The following is a 17,724-nucleotide window of genomic DNA, read 5'->3' as shown; positions in this document are numbered from 1 at the left end:
CGGGGGCGAGGTGTTGAACAGCGCGGGGTGCGGAGGCGTCGACCAGCGACCGCCGAGCAATCGATCCGCCGCGGGCATCCCCGGTTCGGCGCCTCCCCCAAATGCCGCCTTCACCTGGCAGCCGGACGAGCCAGGGTGCGCAGTCACCACCAGCTGTCGAGCCCGCGACCGCGCGATTCGCACCCTTGGCTCTGGCGCGAACCACCGGGGGTGGGCTCGCTCCACACCTTTGGTGCCTATTTGCGAAGAGATTGCGGGCCGACGATTACTAGCGAGGCCGGTACTCGGACAGCCCGGACCTCCCTCCTTCACCCTGATACACGAATCGCCCCCGCCAGGAGTTCACCGGATGCATTCCACCTTCGTCGCCCACCTTCGCGGTCAGGTCGACGCCTACGGCGACACCAGGACGTACACCTACCTGCGCGAGGCGGGCCGTGAGCTGGTCGAGGACGTGGCCACCCACCGAGAGCTGGACAGGGATGCCAGGGCGCTGGCCGACTGGCTCGCGCACCGCGCCGAGGCCGACCGGCCGGTGCTGCTGCTCTATCCGCCCGGGCCCGAGTTCTTGCGCGCCTTCCTCGGCTGCCTGTACGCCGGGGTGGTCGCGGTACCGGCCCCGGTGCCGACCGACGCGCGCAGCATGCGGCGCGTTGCGGGAATGCTCGACGACGCAGGCTCTCGGCTCGTCCTCACCACCACCGAACTCTACGAACCCCTGGCCGCGTGGCTGCGCGGCACGGACCGATCGGGCGCCGCCGCGGTCACGGCGACCGACGCCGAGCCGCTCGGCGATCCGGACGCCTGGGTCATGCCGGACATCACCGGCGTGAGCGTCGCCTTCCTGCAGTACACCTCGGGTTCCACCAGCGAGCCCAAGGGCGTGATGGTCTCGCACGGCAATCTCATGCACAACGAGGCGGCGATCACCGCGGCGGCCGCGATCGACGACACCGATGTCGTCGTCGGCTGGCTGCCGCACTTTCACGACATGGGACTGATCGGAATGCTGCTGCAGCCGTTGTACTCGGGCAGCAGCCTGGTCTTCATGTCGCCGATGACGTTCCTGAAGCGTCCCGTCCGGCTGCTCGAAGCCATTGATCGCTACCGCGCGCAGGTGACGGTGGCGCCGAACTTCGCCTACGAGCTGCTCGCGCGCCGGGTGACCGACGCGCAGCTGGCGGGGCTCGACCTCTCCCCGCTACGGGCGGCGTTGAACGGCGCCGAACCGGTCCGCGCCCGCACCCTGGACGCGGTGATCGACCGGCTGGGCCCCGCCGGGTTCCCCGCCGACGCGTTCCTCCCCGTCTACGGAATGGCGGAGGTCACTCTGCTGGCCACCGCGGCGCGCCTCGGCCGAACGCCGGTGCACCTCGATGTGGATTCCGCGGCGCTGGAAGGCCACCGGCTCGTCCCCGCCGAGAACGGAACGCGCTTGGTGAGCTGTGGCGCGGCGGCGCCAGGACTCGACATCCGGATCGTCGACCCCGTCACCTTGCGGACGCTGCCGGACGGGCACGTCGGCGAGATCTGGATCGCCGGACCCAGTGTGGCACAGGGGTATTGGCATCGTCCCGAGGAAACTCGGGACCGGTTCGCCGCCCGCACCGAGGGCACGGGGCCGTATCTGCGGACCGGTGATCTCGGCGCGCGCCACGACGGCGAACTGTTCATCACCGGGCGGCTCAAGGACCTGATCATCATGAACGGCCGCAATCTGTATCCGCACGACATCGAGGAGACCGTGCGCGACGCCCATCCGGCGGTGGCCGACGCGCCCGGGGTCGTGCTGTCGATCGATACCGAAACTCATGAGCGGCTGCTGGTGGTCCAGGGTGTGCGCACCGCCGTGCTGGGTGAGCTGCCGACCGCCGAACTGTCCGCCCGGATCAAGGCGGCGGTGGCGCGCGGCTTCGATCTCCCCGCGCCGAACGTGGTGCTCGTCGAGCATCGCGCGGTGCACCGCACGACCAGCGGCAAGGTGCAACGCAACTCGATGCGATCGGCGTTCCTGGACAACACCGTCGACGGCGTGCTGCACGAGGAGATCGAACCCTCCGTCCAGCGCCTGCGCACCGACGCGCTCGCCACCGTCTGACCGAACCGGCAACCGAAAGACTCAGGAGATACCCCAGATGAGAACACTCGTGCTCGCCCAGCAGGGCGCCATCGTCGCCGACTGGATGACCGCCCGGGTCGCCGATTACCTCGGCCGCTCCCCGCGCGATATCGATCCCACCCTCCCGCTCGCCGAGCTCGGCATCGATTCGGTGTCCGCGGTGAACCTCTGCGGCGAGATCGAATTCGAGTGGGACCTCGACGTGGATCCGACGATCGTGTTCGACTACCCGACGATCCTCGACCTGGCCGTCTACATCACCGACCAGGTCGCCGACCGGCCCGAGCTGGCGGCATGAGCGAACGTAGTGAGCGAATCATGTGCCAGCGTGCTTGGCGCGTGCCGGAGCCGAGCGTCAGCGAGGTGCAGGCATGAGTCAACGCACGGAGCGCATCGGCTGCCGTCGCGCCTCACACACGCCGAATCCGAGCGACGCGATCGCGGTCGTCGGGATCGACTGCCGCTTTCCGCAGGCGCCGGATGCGGAGGCGCTGTGGGCGCTGCTCATGGCGGGCGAGGACGCCATCGCCGAGGTGCCGGGGCAGCGCTGGCGTGCGGCCGATTTCCACGATCCCGCCGGTGGGCCCGGCAAAGTCAACAACCGCACCGGTGGATTCCTCACCGACGCCGAGGCATTCGACAACGAGTTCTTCGGCATCGCGCCGCGCGAGGCCGAGGCGATGGACCCGCAACAACGGCTGTTGCTGCAGTCCGCGTGGCGGGCGTTCGAGGACGCCGCGCTGGACCCGCGGGGACAGGCGGGCTCGAACACCGGCGTCTTCGTCGGCGTCATGGCCAACGAATGGGCCACCGTGCAGATGCGTGACTACGCCCGCATCACCCCGCAAATCGGTTCGGGCAACGGGTATTTCATGACCGCCAACCGGCTCTCCTACCAGCTGGACCTGAAGGGTCCGAGCATGGCGGTCGACACCGCGTGCTCGTCGTCGCTGGTCGCCGTCCACCAGGCCTGCGTCGCGCTGCGCGCCGGTGAATGCGATCAGGCGCTCGCCGCGGGTGTCAACATCGCGGTGACCCCCGCCCTCAATGTCTTCTACACGCAGGCGGGCCTGTCCGCGCCGGACGGGCGCTGCAAGCCGTTCAGCGGTGAGGCCGACGGCATCGGTCGCGGCGAGGGCGTCGCGGTGCTGGTGCTGCGCAGGCTCGCGGACGCGCAGGCCGAGGGTCTGCCGATCTACGCGCTGATCACGGGTAGCGCGGTGAACAACGACGGCCGCAGCAACGGGATCACCGCGCCGAACCGGTGGGCCCAGCAGCAGGTGGTCGCCGAGGCGTACCGGCGCGCGGGAGTGGGCGCGGATCAGGTCGCGTTCCTCGAGGCGCACGGCACCGGGACGGTGCTCGGCGACATGATCGAGATCAAGGCGCTGGGCGCGGTGCACGCCGGGCGGCGGTCGCGGCCCTGTGCGATCGGCTCGATCAAGGGCAATCTCGGCCACACCGAAGGGGCCGCCGGAATCGCGGGTGTGATCAAGGTGGCGTTGAGCCTGCACCACCGCGCCGTGCCGCCCACCAGGTACGCGGCGGACGAGAACGCGCGGCTGCGGATGGCCGATCACGGCCTGCGGCTACTCGCCGAACCGATGACGCTGCCGGAAGGGCGGATTCACGGCGCGGTCTCGAGCTTCGGCATGGGCGGCACCAATGCGCACATGCTGCTGGCGAGTGCCCCGTCGGCGCCGCAGGCGACCGAAGCCGTCGGCGGCGGGGTGCTCACCCTGTCGTCGAACGATCGGGAGGGATTGCGGCGCAATGCTGTTCGGTTCGCCGACCGTCTCGCCCGGGATCCTGCCGCGCTGAGCAGGCTGTGCTGGTCGTCCAATCGGGTGAAGTCCTCGGGCCGCCACCGCCTGTCGCTGACGGTGCGGGATCGGGACGGCGCGGTCGCCGCGCTGTGCGACTGCGCCGGGAACGACGCCGCGCTCGATGCGAATTCCGGTGTCGCGCAGCGTCCGTCGATCGGATGGATGTTCACCGGGCAGGGCGCCCAGTATCCCGGAATGTCGCGCGCACTGTACGATGCGTCGGCGGCGTACCGGCGGGCGCTCGCCGAGGTGGACGAGCACATGGCGGCGCACCTGCACCGTTCGGTGGCCGACCTGCTGCTCGGTGACGACGAAATCGTGCACCGCACCGAGTTCGCGCAGCCCGCGCTCTTCGCTGTCGAGTACACGCTGGCCAAGACGCTCCTCGAGCTCGGCGTCGAACCAGCCTGGCTGCTCGGCCACAGTGTCGGCGAGTTCGCCGCGGCCGCCGTCGCCGGGGTGTTCTCCCTCGACGACGCATGCCGTCTCGTCACCGCCCGCGGGCGGCTCATGCAACAGCTGCCCGGCGACGGCGCGATGCTCGCGGTCCGTGGCACGCCCGAAACGGTCGCCGAGCTGATCGCGAACGAGCCCGACGTGGCGCTCGCGGCGATCAACGGCCCACGGGACGTGGTGCTTTCCGGTGCGGCGGACGCGATCGGCCGCCTCGGCGCGGTGCTCACCGACCGCGGTGTCACCGTGCGGCCGCTCACCGTCTCGCATGCCTTCCACTCGCCGCTGATGGCGCCCATGCGGGACGCGTTCGAGAGGGCCGCGCGGGAGTGCGTGTACCACCCGCCGAGCATCCCGCTCTACTCGACGCTGCGCGGCCGTCTGCTCGACACCGGCGAGCCGATGGACGCCGCCTACTGGGTCGAACACATCGAGGCCACCGTGCGATTCGCCGACGCCGCGGCCGCCGCGCTGGCCACCGAGCCGACGCATCTGATCGAGGTCGGCCCCCAGCGCACGCTCGCGCCGATGCTGGGCAGGGCCAATCCTGGACTCGAGCTGCCGATGCTCGCGCCCTGCCCCGGACCGCAAGCCACGGGCGGCGAACTGGCCGACACGGTCGCGGCGCTGTACCGCGATGGGCTCGACCCGAACTGGGACGCGCTGTACGAGCCGGGCGATCGGGTCCGGCAGCGCGTCGGCGGATACGAGTTCGACACGAGCCACCGCTTCTGGATCCGGACCGAAACTCCCGCACCCGAATCACCCACACCCCCAAGGCAACACACCGAGGACACCACCATGGACCAACTGATCGCGCTGTTCCGGGAGCAGGCCGCTGTGCTGGCGGCTGCCGCCAAGGCCGCCCCCGAAGCAGGCGCACAGCCGATCCAGCCCCGGGCCCTCGCCGAGCCGGAGCGGGTCGGTGCGAGCCCCGATGTCGCGGCCGTGGTCCGCGCCGAGGCCGCGCGGGTCAGCGGGTTTCCGGTGGGCAAGCTGAAGGACAGCCAAACCATCGGCGGCGACCTGGGATTCGACTCGATCATGATCGCCGACCTGTTCGGCGGTCTCGCCCGCCGCATTCCGGGGCTGGTGATCGAGCCGAAGTGGTTCACGCAGGCGACAACGCTCGGCGATGTGATCGGCCTCGTCGCTTCGCCTTCGGGCGAAGGCGTTCCCGCCGCGGCGGAACACTCCTCGGGGACAGCGCTTTCGGCGGCGGAACTTCCCGAGCCGGAGCTCCGGACCGCAGTGGAACCGCAATACCGCATCGCGGATTTCCCCGAGGTGCAGGCGATCTCCGCCCGGATCGATATGGCCGAGAAGAGTGGCGTGAGCAATCCCTACTTCCTCGTCAACGACGGGGTCACCCGGGATACCTCGGTGATCCAGGGCCACGAGGTGCTGAACTTCTCCAGCTACAACTACCTCGGCATGTCCGGGCATCCGGCCGTCACCGCCGCGGTGCAGGACGCGGTGGCGCGGTACGGCAGTTCGGTCTCGGCCAGCCGCCTGCTCTCCGGTGAGAAGACGATTCACACCGAGCTGGAGGGGGAACTCGCCGCCCTGCTCGGCACCGAGGACGCGATCACCCTGACCAGTGGCCACGCCACCAACGTCACCGTGATCGGGCACATCGTCGGCCCCGGCGACCTGATCGTTCACGACAGCCTGGCGCACGACAGCATCCTCCAGGGCTGCAAGCTCTCCGGCGCCACTCGGCGCCCGTTTCCGCACAACGACCACGCCGCGCTGGATCGCATGCTCACCGATATCCGGCACCAGTACCGGCGGGTGCTCGTCGTCATCGAGGGCGTGTACAGCCAGGACGGTGACATCCCCGACCTGCCCGCCATGATCGAGGTGAAGAAGAAGCACAAGGCGCTGCTGATGATCGACGAGGCGCACAGCATCGGCGTGCTCGGCGCGACCGGCGGCGGCATCGGCGAATACTTCGGCGTCGACCGCAACGAGGTCGAGCTGTGGTCGGGGACGATGTCGAAGGCGCTCGCGGGCTGCGGCGGTTACGTCGCGGGCAGCCGGGACCTGATCCGGTTCCTGAAATACACCACCCCCGGCTTCGTCTACAGCGTCGGCATCACCCCGGCCAACGCCGCGGCCTCGCTGGCCGTGATGCGCCAGATGCGGGCGGAGCCAGAGTTGTTCGAGCGGCTGCGCGGGTTGTCCCGGTTGTTCCTCGAGCTCGCCAAAGAGGCGGGCATCGACACCGGCGACAGCAACGACACCCCCGTCGTTCCGTGCATCATCGGCGACTCGATGCACACGCTCGCGTTGTCGAATGCCCTGCTGCGCAGGGGAATCAACGTCAACCCGATCCTGCATCCCGCCGTGCCGGAGGACAAGACCCGGCTGCGGTTCTTCCTCACCACCTGCCACACCGAGGAACAGATCCGCTCCACGGTGAAGATCCTCGCCGAGGAGCTCGCGATCCTGCGGGCGGACGGGTGACCAGGTGACCGGATACGTCGAGCGCACCGCGGATGGCACCGCGCCGTTGCGGTTGTTCTGTTTTCATCACGCGGGCGGCGGCTCGTCGCTGTACCGCGCCTGGCAGCGCGCGCTGGGCCCGCACACGTCGGTGTGGCCGGTGCTGCTGCCCGGGCGCGAGCGCCGCAGCGGGGAGGAGCGGTTCGGTGAACTCGGGCCGTTGATCGCCGATCTGGATGCGCAGCTGGACGAGTACCTCACCGAGCCGCACGTCTTCTTCGGGCACAGCATGGGAGCGCTGCTCGCCTACCGGCTGGCGAGCCGCAGGCACCGACGCGGCGCGACACCGCCTGCGGCGCTGATCGTTTCGGGCTATTCTGCCCCGCACCTGCCGTCGCCACTGCCCCCTGTCGAAGCGCTCGACGACGTGGCGCTGATCCGGTTTCTCATCGACCTGGGCGGGTTGCCCGCGCCGATCCTGGAGTTCCCGGAGCTGCTGGCCGACGCGCTGCCGGTGATCCGGGACGACCTGCGCGTCTGTGCGAGCGATCGAGGTGACGGCGAGCCTCCGCTGCCGTGCCCGATCCACGTCTTCGGCGGCGATGCCGATCCGCTCGTCGACGAACTCGGCCTGACCGCGTGGCGGGAGCACACCACCGCGGGCAGCGAGGTGCGCATCCTGCCGGGCGATCACTTCTCCCTGCTCGACCGCCCGGACGAGCTGCTCGATCACCTACGACCGCTGCTGCGCGGCTACGCGCTGCACCGTGTCGCTTGATCTCGAAGAATCGCCCTGCGCGACAGAGAGATTCAGGCGACGCTCCTGCGGTACGCCGCTGACGCTGTCGGCCGACCCGGCGCCGTGATGGGCCTGGCGGCGAGCATCCGGCCGAACAGTCGAGCGAAACTCAAGTGCCCTACCGCTTCTCGCTTGCCGAAACCGAGCGACCACACCGTGTCGGTTCCGGTCGGGCCGCTGTCGCCCTGGTCGAAGCGGTCGGCCAGCCAGTTCATGGTGAAAGGGGTGCCGATGTAGAGCAGGGGCAGGTGCAGGCTCAGCCGGTCGCGCAGATACCGGATGTGGGCCCCGGCCGCGAGGTACCGCGCGACGTGCGCGTCGACGTCGGAGACGGCGATGAGTTCGTCGTTGACGCCCTGGATCACCAGCATCGGCATGGTGGGAGCTTGGGCGCCCGGGCGGATGTCGTCGAGGACGTCGCGCATCTCGGGACGGTCGAGCAGTTCGGCGAAGGTGGTGCGGCTGTAGTTGTCGATGTTCTTGCCCGCGAACCGCGGGATCAGCTCGAAGGTGGTGCGCGATTCGGCCTGGGCGAGCAGGCCGAGGAAATCGGGGTGCAGCTCGTCGAGCAGGAGCCGGTCCAAAGCCGGGTAGGCCCGGCGCAGCGCCGCGACGCAGACGGTGGCGAAACCGGACAGGAAAGTGCCGTTGAGCCGGGTGAACGCCGAGGCGGGATCGCCGACCGGGGAGCCGGCCACCGCGCCGACGATCGCCAGCTCCGGCGCGTACTCGGCGGCCAACTCCGCGGCCCAGGCGGTGGCAAGGCCGCCGCCCGAATAGCCCCACAAGCCGACCGGCGTGGTCGCGCCGAGGCCGAGTGGAGTGAAATTCAGCGCCGCCCGGATGCCGTCGAGGGACCGATACCCCGGTTCGCGCGCCACGCCGAACTGCCCCGACATGCCCTCGTGGTCGGGGACCGACACCGCCCAGCCCCGCGCCAGCGCGGCCGCGATGACAGGCAGCTCGAGCTGCGGGATGGCGCCGAGCGCCCGCGCCCCCCGGCGCAGGGCATAGGACGGGAAACAGCGAGAGGAGACGCCGTCGATCGCGCATTGGAAGGACACCAGCGGGCGCGGCACGGTGGGATCGGCGCCCCACGGCAGCAGCACCGTGGTCACCGCGACCTCGGGCACGCCGTTCAGATCGCAGGTCCGGTAGAGCAGCTGCCAGGCCGAAATGCGCTGCGGGACAAGGCCGAACAGGGCGAGTTCGACCCGCCGGGTGCGCAGCACGGCGCCGGGGGAGTGGCGGCCGAGTTCCGGCGGCGGCGCGTAGAACGGATCCTGTTCGGGGATCAGCGGCCAGGGTGACTGCGGATACAGGGCGGCGGTCGGAGGGGCGGCGTCCGGGGTGGTGGTGCCCACGCTCATTCGTGTTTCGTCCTTTCACGCGGCGCGGCGCACGGCTCGGGCGCCGCGGTGCGGCGGATTCGACCCGGGAAATCCGGCGCGGCAGTCCCACTCAACGTAACCGGCGGAGGTCGGCAGGTTAATTGGCGCGGACGACAACCTGTGCGGCCGAAATTCTTTCGCACCGCGCGTCCGTGAACCATCGGCTCGCGCGATTCGTGGGAAGGGGTGACACCGATCGAGAGCAACCGAGGGGAGCGCCTCATGTCGACCATCAACGGATTGCCCGCGCACGTGCTGCTGGTACACGGGGTGGTCGTGCTGGTGCCGCTGACGGCGCTGTTGCTCGTGCTATCCGCGGTCGTACCCGCGGTGCGGCGGCGGTTGATCTGGCTCGTCGCGGCCCTCGCCGTCGTCGGCGCGGTGCTCACCCCGATCACCGCGGACGCGGGGGAGACGCTGGCCGAGCGGTTCCCCGCCCCGAGCGACGCGCTGCGGACCCATATCGACCTGGGGCGCACCATGGTCTACTTCGCGGTGGCGCTACTGGTGGTCGCGCTGCTGCTGGTCGCGGCGCACCTGGTCGAGCTGCGCGGCGGGTCGATCGGTCGCGCGCCCGCTGCGCTGCTGGCGATCTTGGCGATCGTCGCGGGCATCGTCGCGGGCGTGCAGTGTTACCGCGTCGGTGATTCGGGTGCGCGCGCCGTCTGGGGAGTCCAGGCCGCGAGCAGCCTATAGATTCGCGTCCAGAAAGACCGTCACACCGACGATGCGCGGACCGTTCGCCGCGAACTCCACGAAAGCCACGCCGTGTGAGTCGCCGAGCCGCACGCTGGCGCTGACGGTTCGGCCCGCGGCGATCATCTTGTCCCACCGCATGGTGCGCGCGCGATTGGTGAACTCCTCCACCGAGATCGGGTTTCCCGCGGGCAGTTCCACCACCGCGTGCTCGCCGAGCAGCGCGCGCACGCGGCCGATGTCGGTCCCCGCCGCGGCCTCGAAGAGCCGACGTGCGGCGCGTTTGCCCGGCCCGCCCACGCTGCGCAGTGCCCGCATCATGCCCACCGCGCCGCCCACGCCCAGGTTGGCGACCAGCTGCGGGCCGAGCTTCGCTCCCGCGAGGAGTCCCGGCACTCCCGTGCGCAACAGTCGCGCGATCATCACCGCCAATTCCCAGTGCGCCGCGAGGCGGGCGATCCGCCAGCCGTCGCCTGCGTCGACCAGGTCGTAGCGCAGGTGCATCGGCACGGTGACGGTGGCACCGGTCGACATGGTCGTCTCGATGTGCAAGTCCCTGACGACCGTCTGCCCGGCGACGAGATCGCGATCCACGCGGAACGCGATCGAATTCGGCCCGATGAAGGTGTCGTAGAACCGCGCGATCGCGTCGCGGCCGACGTGCGCGCGCGAGCCGACCGGATCGTGTACCGCGGCGTCGTCGGCGAACAGGCCCACCCAGGCGGTTTTGTCGTGCGCCGCGACGGCGCGCGGGGATGCCTGAACGGCCGCCAGCAGGTGTGCGGCGGTCGGGTCCAGTGGCATGAGGGTCCTCCATAGTCGTGGCCACGGCTCGCATCCATGGTAGAACATGTTCTAATTTCGGCGCCGCCGAACCGCTCGACGCGCGCGGCGCTCCCTTCGACGAAGGATCTCGATGGACTGGTACACCGGGAACGCCACCTACGACACCGTGCTCGCGATCGCCTTCGCTTTCGCCGCTTTCGTGCTGGTCGGCGGCCTGTTCGCGCAGAGTCCGTACGGTCGGTTCGCCTCGACGAAGGTCGGCTTCAATCTCAACCCCAAACTGGGCTGGTGGCTGATGGAGCTGCCCGCCACCGTCGTGTTCGCGGTGTTCTACCTGAGCGGCCCCGACCGCTTCGAGCCGACGCCGCTGGTGCTGGCGTGTATCTGGTTGCTGCACTACGGCAATCGCGGCTGGTTCTTCCCGCTCTCCATCCGGCAGGTGCCGGGCAAGCGCAGCAGCTTCAATATCTCGGTGCTGGCCGCGGGCGTCTTCGTGACCTCGCTGCACGGCTACCTCAACGGCGCGTTCTTCAGTCACGACTACAAGAACCAGTACGGCGTCGACTGGCTGACCGACCCGCGTTTCCTGATCGGCCTGGTCGTGTACCTGTGCGGGTTCGCACTGTTGGTGCGCTCCGAGGCGATCGTGCGCAACCTGCGCGACAAGAACGATCCCGGCGTGGCCGAGTACCGCATTCCCTACGGCGGCGGGTTCCGCTTCGTGAGCAGTCCGGCCTACCTCGGCGAGTTGATCGCGTGGGCCGGATTCGCGCTGCTGACCTGGTCGCTGGCCGGTGTGGTGATCTTCCTGATCACGGCGGGGAACCTGGTGCCGCGCGCCTTCGCGACGCATCGGTGGTACCGGGAGAAGTTCGCCGACTACCCGGCGGAGCGAAAAGCATTGATTCCCTATGTGATCTGAGTTCTTCGGAGGTGCCGGGTGGAGTCGCACCCGGCCGCGCTAATGACAATATTTGTCATTAGCATGCGATATGGCCGTGCAGCTGTGCGGCCAATATCTGGGATGAGGACCAATGCTGTTGAGGAAGCTGGCCGCACCGGCCATCGCCGCGCTGTCCATCGTGGCGGGCACGGCCACTGCGCAACCATTCGACGCGGACGCGATCGGCTTCACGGCCCGCGCCACCGACACCGCCTCGATCATCGAGATCGACGCGGGCGCGCTGGTGGTCGAGGACGACGCGCTGAAGATCGAGGCCACCGACGGCGCCGTGGTGGCGAGCACGCCACTGAAGTTTCGCCTCGACGAGTTCGAATTCCCCATCGCCGCAGCCATTTCCGGCCGCACCGCCACGCTGACCCCGCAGCTGTCCATGGACAGGGCCGTGTACCGCCCGGTCGCCCTGCCCTTCGAGGACAAGGCCCCCTGGAAGAGCGAATACGAGCGCGAACAGGCGGCCTGGGCGCGCATGGGCAGCACCATCGGCATGGGCGTCACCATCGGCGCCTTGGTCGGCGGCATCGGCGGCGGTGCGGTCGGCTGCGTGCTCGGCGGCATCATCGGCGCCACCGTCGCCTCCGCCACGATCATCGGCCTGCTCGGCCCCTTCATCCCCGCCGCCGCGGTGGGCTGCGCGGGCGGCATCATCGCCGTCGGCGCGCTCGGCACCCTGGCGGGCCAGATCTTCGTGACGGCGCCCGTCGCGATCGGCGCGGTCATCCAGTACTTCACGACGATCAACCAGCCGTTCACGCCGCCGGCGAAGTAGGGTCGGCGGAAATACTTCTGCGGTGTGCGATTGCCCACCGTTCGCGGTGGGCTGTGTGCGGTATCACCGCGAGTGTTGGTGCAGCTCAACGCGTTTGCCGCGAGTTTTCACATCGCCGTTACAGACCCGCACGGGAAAGGAAATCTTTCACCAAGATCGTCGGGGCATGAGGCCGACCGCAGTTCGACCCCGGGTGCACGCGCTGGCGTGCGATGTGTGCGGCCGTTTGCCGCATCCGCGACGGACCCGCTTGGCGCTGGCCAAGCTGGCCGCCGTCTTTCCGGTGGAATTGGCGTTGCACGCGCTGGTGATCCACCTGCATCCGCCGTACCTGGTGACGGTGCTGCTGTTGACCGTCACCACGACGATCCTGGTGATCTGGGTGGTCGAGCCTTCGGCCATGCGGTTTCTCGGCTCTTGGCTGCACGGTCCGGAGCTGCGTGATCGCGACCGTGCCGACAGCGCTCCGGCGCTGTGGCGGATTCGGGTGCATGTCGACGATCGGCCCGGTCAGCTGGAGGCGCTTGCCGCGCACCTCGCCGACAGCGGCGCGAACATCCTCACCGTGCACGTGCATCACCTGGAGTCCGGCGTGCTGGACGAACTCGTCGTCGCCACGCCCACCGAGGTCACCCCGCATGCGCTCACCGCGGCGGTGACCCAAGCCGGGGGTGCGAAGGTGCGGGTGTGGCCCGCGTCCGCGCTGACACTCATCGACGGACAGACCAAGGCGCTGACCGCCGCCGCACGCGTGGTGGCCGATCCCGACGAACTGCCGCTCGCCGTCGCCGAATTGCTCGGGGCCAGATACCTGCCTTCGGGACCGGCCGAGAACGAGGCTGCCGAAGGCACGATGCTCGATTTGCCGAACGAGCCGAATCGGCCGCTCAGCTTCCTGCGGGCCGACGAGCCCTTCACCCCCGCCGAACTCGCCCGCGCCCACCGGCTGCACGATTTGGCGCGCATCGTCAGCCACCGCTCATGAACCTCGCTGCGTTGCCACACGCGGTGCACATGTGCCACACAGCCACAGGTGTTGTGACGCGTGTGACAGACGTGTGGGAGCAAACCGGTCCGCGCTCGTCAGCTGTCGGATGTGAGGGGCTGGCCTCGCCTCGTTCCACACTTCGTGCACACGTGCCACACAGGTGTAGCCCTTGTGGGGCGTACACGAGGGGTGTGGGAGGGGCGGTGAGGTCCGGGTGTTCAGAAGTATGCGGGGTCGGGCAGGGCTCGTTCGGCGGTGCGCAGGCGTTCGGCGAGGCTGGTCAGGAGGTCGATCGATGCGGGTGACAGGCCGACGGTGGTGCGGATGAGCCTGCTCAGTCGCGGGTCGCTGAACTGACCGATCAACGGGAGGTCGGGGTCGGCGGGGTGCTGGTCGAGACGGTCGAGATCCACGGGGGCCGCTCACAATCTGACAACTGGAGTTGGCGACACCGTTGCACAGATTTCTCCGCTGCGCCAGTGGCGCGTGGTTCGGCCGTCAGTGCCCGCCCGCCTCCGCGTCCTTCCGCGCCACCGCGTGCGGATAGTGCAGTTCGAAGGCGGGGCGTTCGGACCGGATGCGCGGCAGCTCGAAGAAGTTGTGCCGCGGCGGCGGGCACGGCGTCGCCCATTCGAGCGAATTCCCGTATCCCCAAGGATCATCCACGGTCACCGGCTCGCCGTACCGATAGCTCTTGAAGACGTTCCAGACGAACGGCAGCATCGAGGCGCCGAGCAGGAAAGCGCCGAGGGTGGAGACGGTGTTCAGCGTGGTGAAACCGTCGGCGGGCAGATAGTCGGCGTAGCGGCGCGGCATGCCTTCGGCGCCGAGCCAGTGCTGGACGAGGAAGGTCAGGTGGAAGCCGATCAGGGTCGTCCAGAAGTGCAACCGCGCGAGGCGCTCGTCCAGCAGTCTGCCGGTCATCTTCGGGAACCAGAAGTAGATGCCGGCGAAGGTGGCGAACACGATGGTGCCGAACAACACGTAGTGGAAGTGCGCCACCACGAAATAGCTGTCGGTGACGTGGAAATCGAGCGGCGGGCTGGCCAGCACGACACCCGAGAGCCCGCCGAACAGGAACGTCACCAGAAAGCCCACCGAGAACAGCATCGGCGATTCGAAGGTCAGCTGCCCGCGCCACATCGTGCCGATCCAATTGAAGAACTTGACTCCCGTCGGCACCGCGATCAGGAAGGTCATCAGCGAAAAGAACGGCAGTAGAACCGATCCCGTGGCGTACATGTGGTGCGCCCACACCGCGACCGACAGTGCGCCGATGGCGAGCGTCGCGTACACCAGCGCGGTGTAGCCGAAGATCGGTTTGCGGCTGAACACCGGGAAGATCTCGGTGACGATCCCGAAGAACGGCAGCGCAACGATGTAGACCTCGGGATGGCCGAAGTACCAGAACAGGTGCTGCCACAACAGGATTCCGCCGGTGGCGGGATCGAAGACGTGTCCGCCGAGGTGCCGGTCCACCGCGAGCCCCATCAGCGCCGCGGTCAGAATCGGAAAGGCCAGCAGCACAAGCACACTGGTCACCAAGATGTTCCAGGTGAAGATCGGCATGCGGAACAGGGTCATGCCGGGGCAGCGCAGGCAGACGACGGTGGTGATCATGTTGACCGCGCCGAGAATGGTGCCGACGCCCGAGACGGCCAGACCCATGATCCACAGGTCCGCGCCCACGCCGGGGGCGTGCTCGAACTGGCTCAGCGGCGTGTAGCCGGTCCAGCCGAAGTCGGCGGGGCCGCCGGGCGTTAGGAACCCGGCCGTCGCGATCGTCGCGCCGAACAGGTAGAGCCAGTAGCTGAACGCGTTGAGCCTGGGGAACGCGACGTCGGGTGCGCCGATCTGCAAGGGCAGCACCACGTTCGCGAATCCGAACACGATCGGCGTGGCGTAGAACAGCAGCATGATCGTGCCGTGCATGGTGAACAGCTGATTGAACTGCTCCGGCGACAGGAACTGCATGCCGGGCCGCGCCAGCTCGGCGCGCATCAGCAGCGCGATCAGACCACCGATGAAGAAGAACGTCATCGCGGTGGTCAGATACATGACCCCCAGCACCTTCGGATCGGTGGTGGTGAGCATTTTCCACAGGTAAGAACCCTTGGGGCCCAACCGACGTGGATACGGGCGGACGGCCTGGAGTTGCGTCGTACTCACAATCCTCGCCACCTTCCGAGAACGCCTGTGGCTCGGATTATGCGCCGCGGTGCCGCGCGACATGCCGAAATCGGACGCGCAAGGCATACCCGGGTAGGAGTCGCTTTTGCGACCGCGGTGGGATGTGCGCGGCGGGGCGCAGTCGTAGCGTGGAGGAACGCCGACGAGAGGTGGGGGTAGAGATGAAGACCTGGATTCGGTGGGCGGCCCTGAGCGGGGTGCCCACGGTGGCGCTGCGCATGCTGGCTCGGCGTGGTGAACCGTTCGCGCAATTACTGACCGACCCGCACGCGCGGGAGAATCCTTATCCGTTCGGCGCGCGCATCAGGGCTGAAGGCAGGCTCGTCCGCAAGTCCTACATGCTGGTGTCGGCCGATCACGAGATCTGCCGGAAAATACTGCGCGACAAGAACTTCGGCACCACGCCGCCGGAAGCGATAGATCTGCCCTCGCCGTTGAGACGGCTGATCCGAGCCACGGATCTGCGACTGGCCAGCCCGGTGGAGCCGCCGTCCATGCTGATGGTCGACCCGCCCGAGCACACGCGCTACCGCAAGTTGGTCGCAGGCGCGTTCACTCCGCGCGCGGTGGCTCGGCTGCGCGACCGGGTGCGCGAGGTGACCGACGAACTGCTCGACGGCCTGTCCGAACGCGAAAATGCCGATCTGATAGGCGATTTCGCGCTGCTGCTGCCGATCGCCATCATCAGCGAGATACTCGGCATCCCCGCCGCCAAACGCGACGACATGCTCGAATACGGCAACGCGGGCTCACCGCTGCTCGACATCAGCATCTCCTGGGCGCAGTTCCGGGCGGCCGTCGCCGCGCTGCGCGAAAGCCAGAACCTTCGGGTCGGCCACATCGAGCGCCTGCGCCGCGCGCCGGGCGACGACATCCTCAGCGACCTCGCCACCGGCGGCCAACTCACCGACCGCGAACTGCTCGCCACCGCGACCCTCATCGCGGGCGCGGGATTCGAGACCACCGTCAACTTGCTCGGCAACGGCATCATGCTGCTACGCGACCATCCCGACCAGCTGGCCATGCTGCGCGCCGAACCGGCCCGCTGGCCCGGTGCGATCGAAGAGATGCTGCGCTACGACAGCCCCGTGCAAATGACGACGCGAACGGCCTTGTGCGACAGTGAGATCGCTGGCGAGCAGATCCGGGCAGGCGAGACCATCGCGCTGCTGCTCGGCGCGGCGAACCGCGATCCGGCCGTGTTCCTCGACCCGGACACCTTCGACATCACCCGGTCCAATGCCAGGGATCACCTGTCCTTCGGCAGCGGCGCGCACGCCTGCCTGGGCGCGAGCCTGGCCAGGATCGAAGGAACCATCGCGTTGCAAGCGCTCTACGACCGGTATCCCGAGCTGCACCACGTTGGCCCGGCGACCCGGCGCGGACTGGTGAATCTGCGTGGATACCAGCACATTCCGGTCGCCACCGGAGCGAAGAGGCACGCCGCACTCGGCTAGGCCCTGTGTCGAAGTCCCATCCGGCATCCGGCCGGACTTCGACACCGGACCTAGGCGCGCGTCATCACTGCTTGCGCGCCTTGGCCGCCCAGTCGACGCCCTGATGCCTTGCCGCCTCGGTGAATTCGGCGCGCCGGTGCCGGGCGGCTTCGCTGAGCTCCGCACCCTTGTGCCTGGCGACTTCCTTCAGCTCGGCACCCCGGTGTTTGACGGTCTCTCCGAGTTCCGTGCCCCGGTGCTTGACGGTCTCGCCGAGCTCCGCGCCCCGGTGCTTGGCCGTCTCGCCGAGTTCCGCGCGCCGGTGTTTGGCGGTCTCGCCCAGCCCGGACCCGCGCTTCTTGGCGGCCTTCCGCAGTTCGGTGCGGCGCTTCTTGGCGGCTTTCCGCAGTTCGGATCGGCGCTTTTTCGCGGTCTCACCCAGTTCGGCTCCGCGGTGTTTGGCGAGTTCGCTCAGTTCGGCGCGGCGCAGTTTGGCGGCCTCGCCGAACTCGGCTCCGCGGTGTTTGGCGGCTTCGCCGAGCTCGGCGCGGCGTAGTTTGGCGAGCTCGCCGAGTTCGACGAGGCCGCGCAATTTGGCGGCTTCGCCCAGTTCGACCCCGTGGTGTTTGGCGACCTCGCCCAGTTCGGCGCGGCGCAGTTTGGCGAGCTCGCTGAGTTCGGCACTGCGCAACCTCGCGACCTCGCCGAGCTCCGACCCGCGCTCCTTGGCGTAATCGGCCCACACGCTGCCGCGTGCCTTCGCGACATCGCCGAACCCGTCGCCGCGTTCCCTCGCGAGCTCGGCCCATTCCGCGCCGTGGCCGCGGGCGGCGTCGGCGAATTCCGCGCCGTGCTCGCGGGC

The 17,724-nt window shown here is 68.9% G+C and carries 13 protein-coding genes and 1 pseudogene; 9 read left to right on the top strand and 5 right to left on the bottom strand.

Annotated elements, in window-relative coordinates; all coding sequences use genetic code 11:
- Positions 1 to 349 precede the first annotated feature (349 nt).
- The 4 genes from NL1_RS31955 to NL1_RS31940 all read left to right on the top strand — a co-directional run bounded on the left by NL1_RS31955 (position 350) and on the right by NL1_RS31940 (position 7,624).
- A complete protein-coding gene (locus NL1_RS31955) occupies positions 350 to 2,098 on the top strand; it encodes a fatty acyl-AMP ligase (protein ID WP_067847463.1) in 1,749 nt (582 codons plus the stop codon).
- 37 nt (positions 2,099 to 2,135) lie between these two features.
- Positions 2,136 to 2,417 (top strand): acyl carrier protein, encoded by a 282-nt coding sequence (locus tag NL1_RS31950; protein ID WP_067847460.1) that lies wholly within the window; start codon positions 2,136 to 2,138, stop codon positions 2,415 to 2,417.
- Positions 2,418 to 2,490: 73 nt separating this feature from the next.
- Positions 2,491 to 6,867 carry a type I polyketide synthase gene (locus NL1_RS31945; RefSeq protein WP_084511226.1) on the top strand — a complete coding sequence of 1,459 codons (4,377 nt, stop codon included), beginning with the start codon at positions 2,491 to 2,493 and terminating at the stop codon, positions 6,865 to 6,867.
- A 4-nt stretch (positions 6,868 to 6,871) separates the two neighbouring features.
- Positions 6,872 to 7,624, top strand: a complete 753-nt coding sequence (locus NL1_RS31940) for a thioesterase II family protein (RefSeq protein ID WP_084511223.1) — start codon at positions 6,872 to 6,874, stop codon at positions 7,622 to 7,624.
- A gap of 32 nt (positions 7,625 to 7,656) precedes the next feature.
- Here the strand turns inward: NL1_RS31940 and NL1_RS31935 are convergent, their stop codons facing one another.
- Positions 7,657 to 9,015, bottom strand: a complete 1,359-nt coding sequence (locus tag NL1_RS31935) for a lipase family protein (protein ID WP_067847457.1) — start codon at positions 9,013 to 9,015, stop codon at positions 7,657 to 7,659.
- A 243-nt stretch (positions 9,016 to 9,258) separates the two neighbouring features.
- Between NL1_RS31935 and NL1_RS31930 the strand changes: the two genes are divergently transcribed.
- Positions 9,259 to 9,732, top strand: coding sequence for a DUF2231 domain-containing protein (locus NL1_RS31930; protein ID WP_067847454.1), 474 nt, complete (start codon positions 9,259 to 9,261; stop codon positions 9,730 to 9,732).
- Here the strand turns inward: NL1_RS31930 and NL1_RS31925 are convergent.
- The gene (locus NL1_RS31925) at positions 9,727 to 10,536 is read right to left on the bottom strand and encodes a nuclear transport factor 2 family protein (protein ID WP_067847452.1); all 810 of its coding nucleotides are present in this window, start codon (positions 10,534 to 10,536) and stop codon (positions 9,727 to 9,729) included. The genes NL1_RS31930 and NL1_RS31925 overlap by 6 nt on opposite strands.
- A gap of 112 nt (positions 10,537 to 10,648) precedes the next feature.
- Between NL1_RS31925 and NL1_RS31920 the strand changes: the two genes are divergently transcribed.
- From NL1_RS31920 to NL1_RS31910, 3 genes are all read left to right on the top strand, one after another.
- Positions 10,649 to 11,440, top strand: coding sequence for a phosphatidylethanolamine N-methyltransferase family domain-containing protein (locus tag NL1_RS31920; RefSeq protein ID WP_067847449.1), 792 nt, complete (start codon positions 10,649 to 10,651; stop codon positions 11,438 to 11,440).
- 112 nt (positions 11,441 to 11,552) lie between these two features.
- A complete protein-coding gene (locus NL1_RS31915; protein ID WP_067847445.1) occupies positions 11,553 to 12,248 on the top strand; it encodes a DUF8020 domain-containing protein in 696 nt (231 codons plus the stop codon).
- Positions 12,249 to 12,414: 166 nt separating this feature from the next.
- Positions 12,415 to 13,233, top strand: a complete 819-nt coding sequence (locus tag NL1_RS31910) for an ACT domain-containing protein (protein WP_067847442.1) — start codon at positions 12,415 to 12,417, stop codon at positions 13,231 to 13,233.
- Between the two features lie 221 nt (positions 13,234 to 13,454).
- Here NL1_RS31910 and NL1_RS31905 read toward each other — a convergent pair whose 3' ends face one another.
- Positions 13,455 to 13,649, bottom strand: coding sequence for a hypothetical protein (locus NL1_RS31905; protein ID WP_067847439.1), 195 nt, complete (start codon positions 13,647 to 13,649; stop codon positions 13,455 to 13,457).
- Between the two features lie 85 nt (positions 13,650 to 13,734).
- Positions 13,735 to 15,468, bottom strand: a complete 1,734-nt coding sequence (gene ctaD / locus NL1_RS31900) for an aa3-type cytochrome oxidase subunit I (RefSeq protein WP_084511221.1) — start codon at positions 15,466 to 15,468, stop codon at positions 13,735 to 13,737.
- A 119-nt stretch (positions 15,469 to 15,587) separates the two neighbouring features.
- On the opposite strand from ctaD, the gene NL1_RS31895 reads away from it, so the two are divergent.
- Positions 15,588 to 16,883: a cytochrome P450 gene (locus tag NL1_RS31895; protein WP_156095147.1), complete on the top strand. Its 1,296-nt coding sequence runs from the start codon at positions 15,588 to 15,590 to the stop codon at positions 16,881 to 16,883.
- Positions 16,884 to 16,947: 64 nt separating this feature from the next.
- Here the strand turns inward: NL1_RS31895 and NL1_RS38345 are convergent.
- Positions 16,948 to 17,724 (bottom strand): annotated as a pseudogene (locus NL1_RS38345) (hypothetical protein); the annotation flags it as partial.

This window comes from Nocardia lijiangensis NBRC 108240 (assembly GCF_001613045.1).
Taxonomy (GTDB): domain Bacteria; phylum Actinomycetota; class Actinomycetes; order Mycobacteriales; family Mycobacteriaceae; genus Nocardia; species Nocardia lijiangensis.
This window is presented reverse-complemented; position numbering and strand designations above follow the sequence as displayed.

Coding starts and splice junctions, on each gene's coding strand:
- NL1_RS31915 (WP_067847445.1), top strand. CDS start 11,553: ATGCTGTTGAGGAAGCTGGCCGCACCGGCCATCGCCGCGCTGTCCATC.
- ctaD (WP_084511221.1), bottom strand. CDS start 15,468: ATGTCGCGCGGCACCGCGGCGCATAATCCGAGCCACAGGCGTTCTCGG.
- NL1_RS31920 (WP_067847449.1), top strand. CDS start 10,649: ATGGACTGGTACACCGGGAACGCCACCTACGACACCGTGCTCGCGATC.
- NL1_RS31935 (WP_067847457.1), bottom strand. CDS start 9,015: ATGAGCGTGGGCACCACCACCCCGGACGCCGCCCCTCCGACCGCCGCC.
- NL1_RS31950 (WP_067847460.1), top strand. CDS start 2,136: ATGAGAACACTCGTGCTCGCCCAGCAGGGCGCCATCGTCGCCGACTGG.
- NL1_RS31945 (WP_084511226.1), top strand. CDS start 2,491: ATGAGTCAACGCACGGAGCGCATCGGCTGCCGTCGCGCCTCACACACG.
- NL1_RS31925 (WP_067847452.1), bottom strand. CDS start 10,536: ATGCCACTGGACCCGACCGCCGCACACCTGCTGGCGGCCGTTCAGGCA.
- NL1_RS31910 (WP_067847442.1), top strand. CDS start 12,415: ATGAGGCCGACCGCAGTTCGACCCCGGGTGCACGCGCTGGCGTGCGAT.
- NL1_RS31955 (WP_067847463.1), top strand. CDS start 350: ATGCATTCCACCTTCGTCGCCCACCTTCGCGGTCAGGTCGACGCCTAC.
- NL1_RS31895 (WP_156095147.1), top strand. CDS start 15,588: ATGAAGACCTGGATTCGGTGGGCGGCCCTGAGCGGGGTGCCCACGGTG.
- NL1_RS31930 (WP_067847454.1), top strand. CDS start 9,259: ATGTCGACCATCAACGGATTGCCCGCGCACGTGCTGCTGGTACACGGG.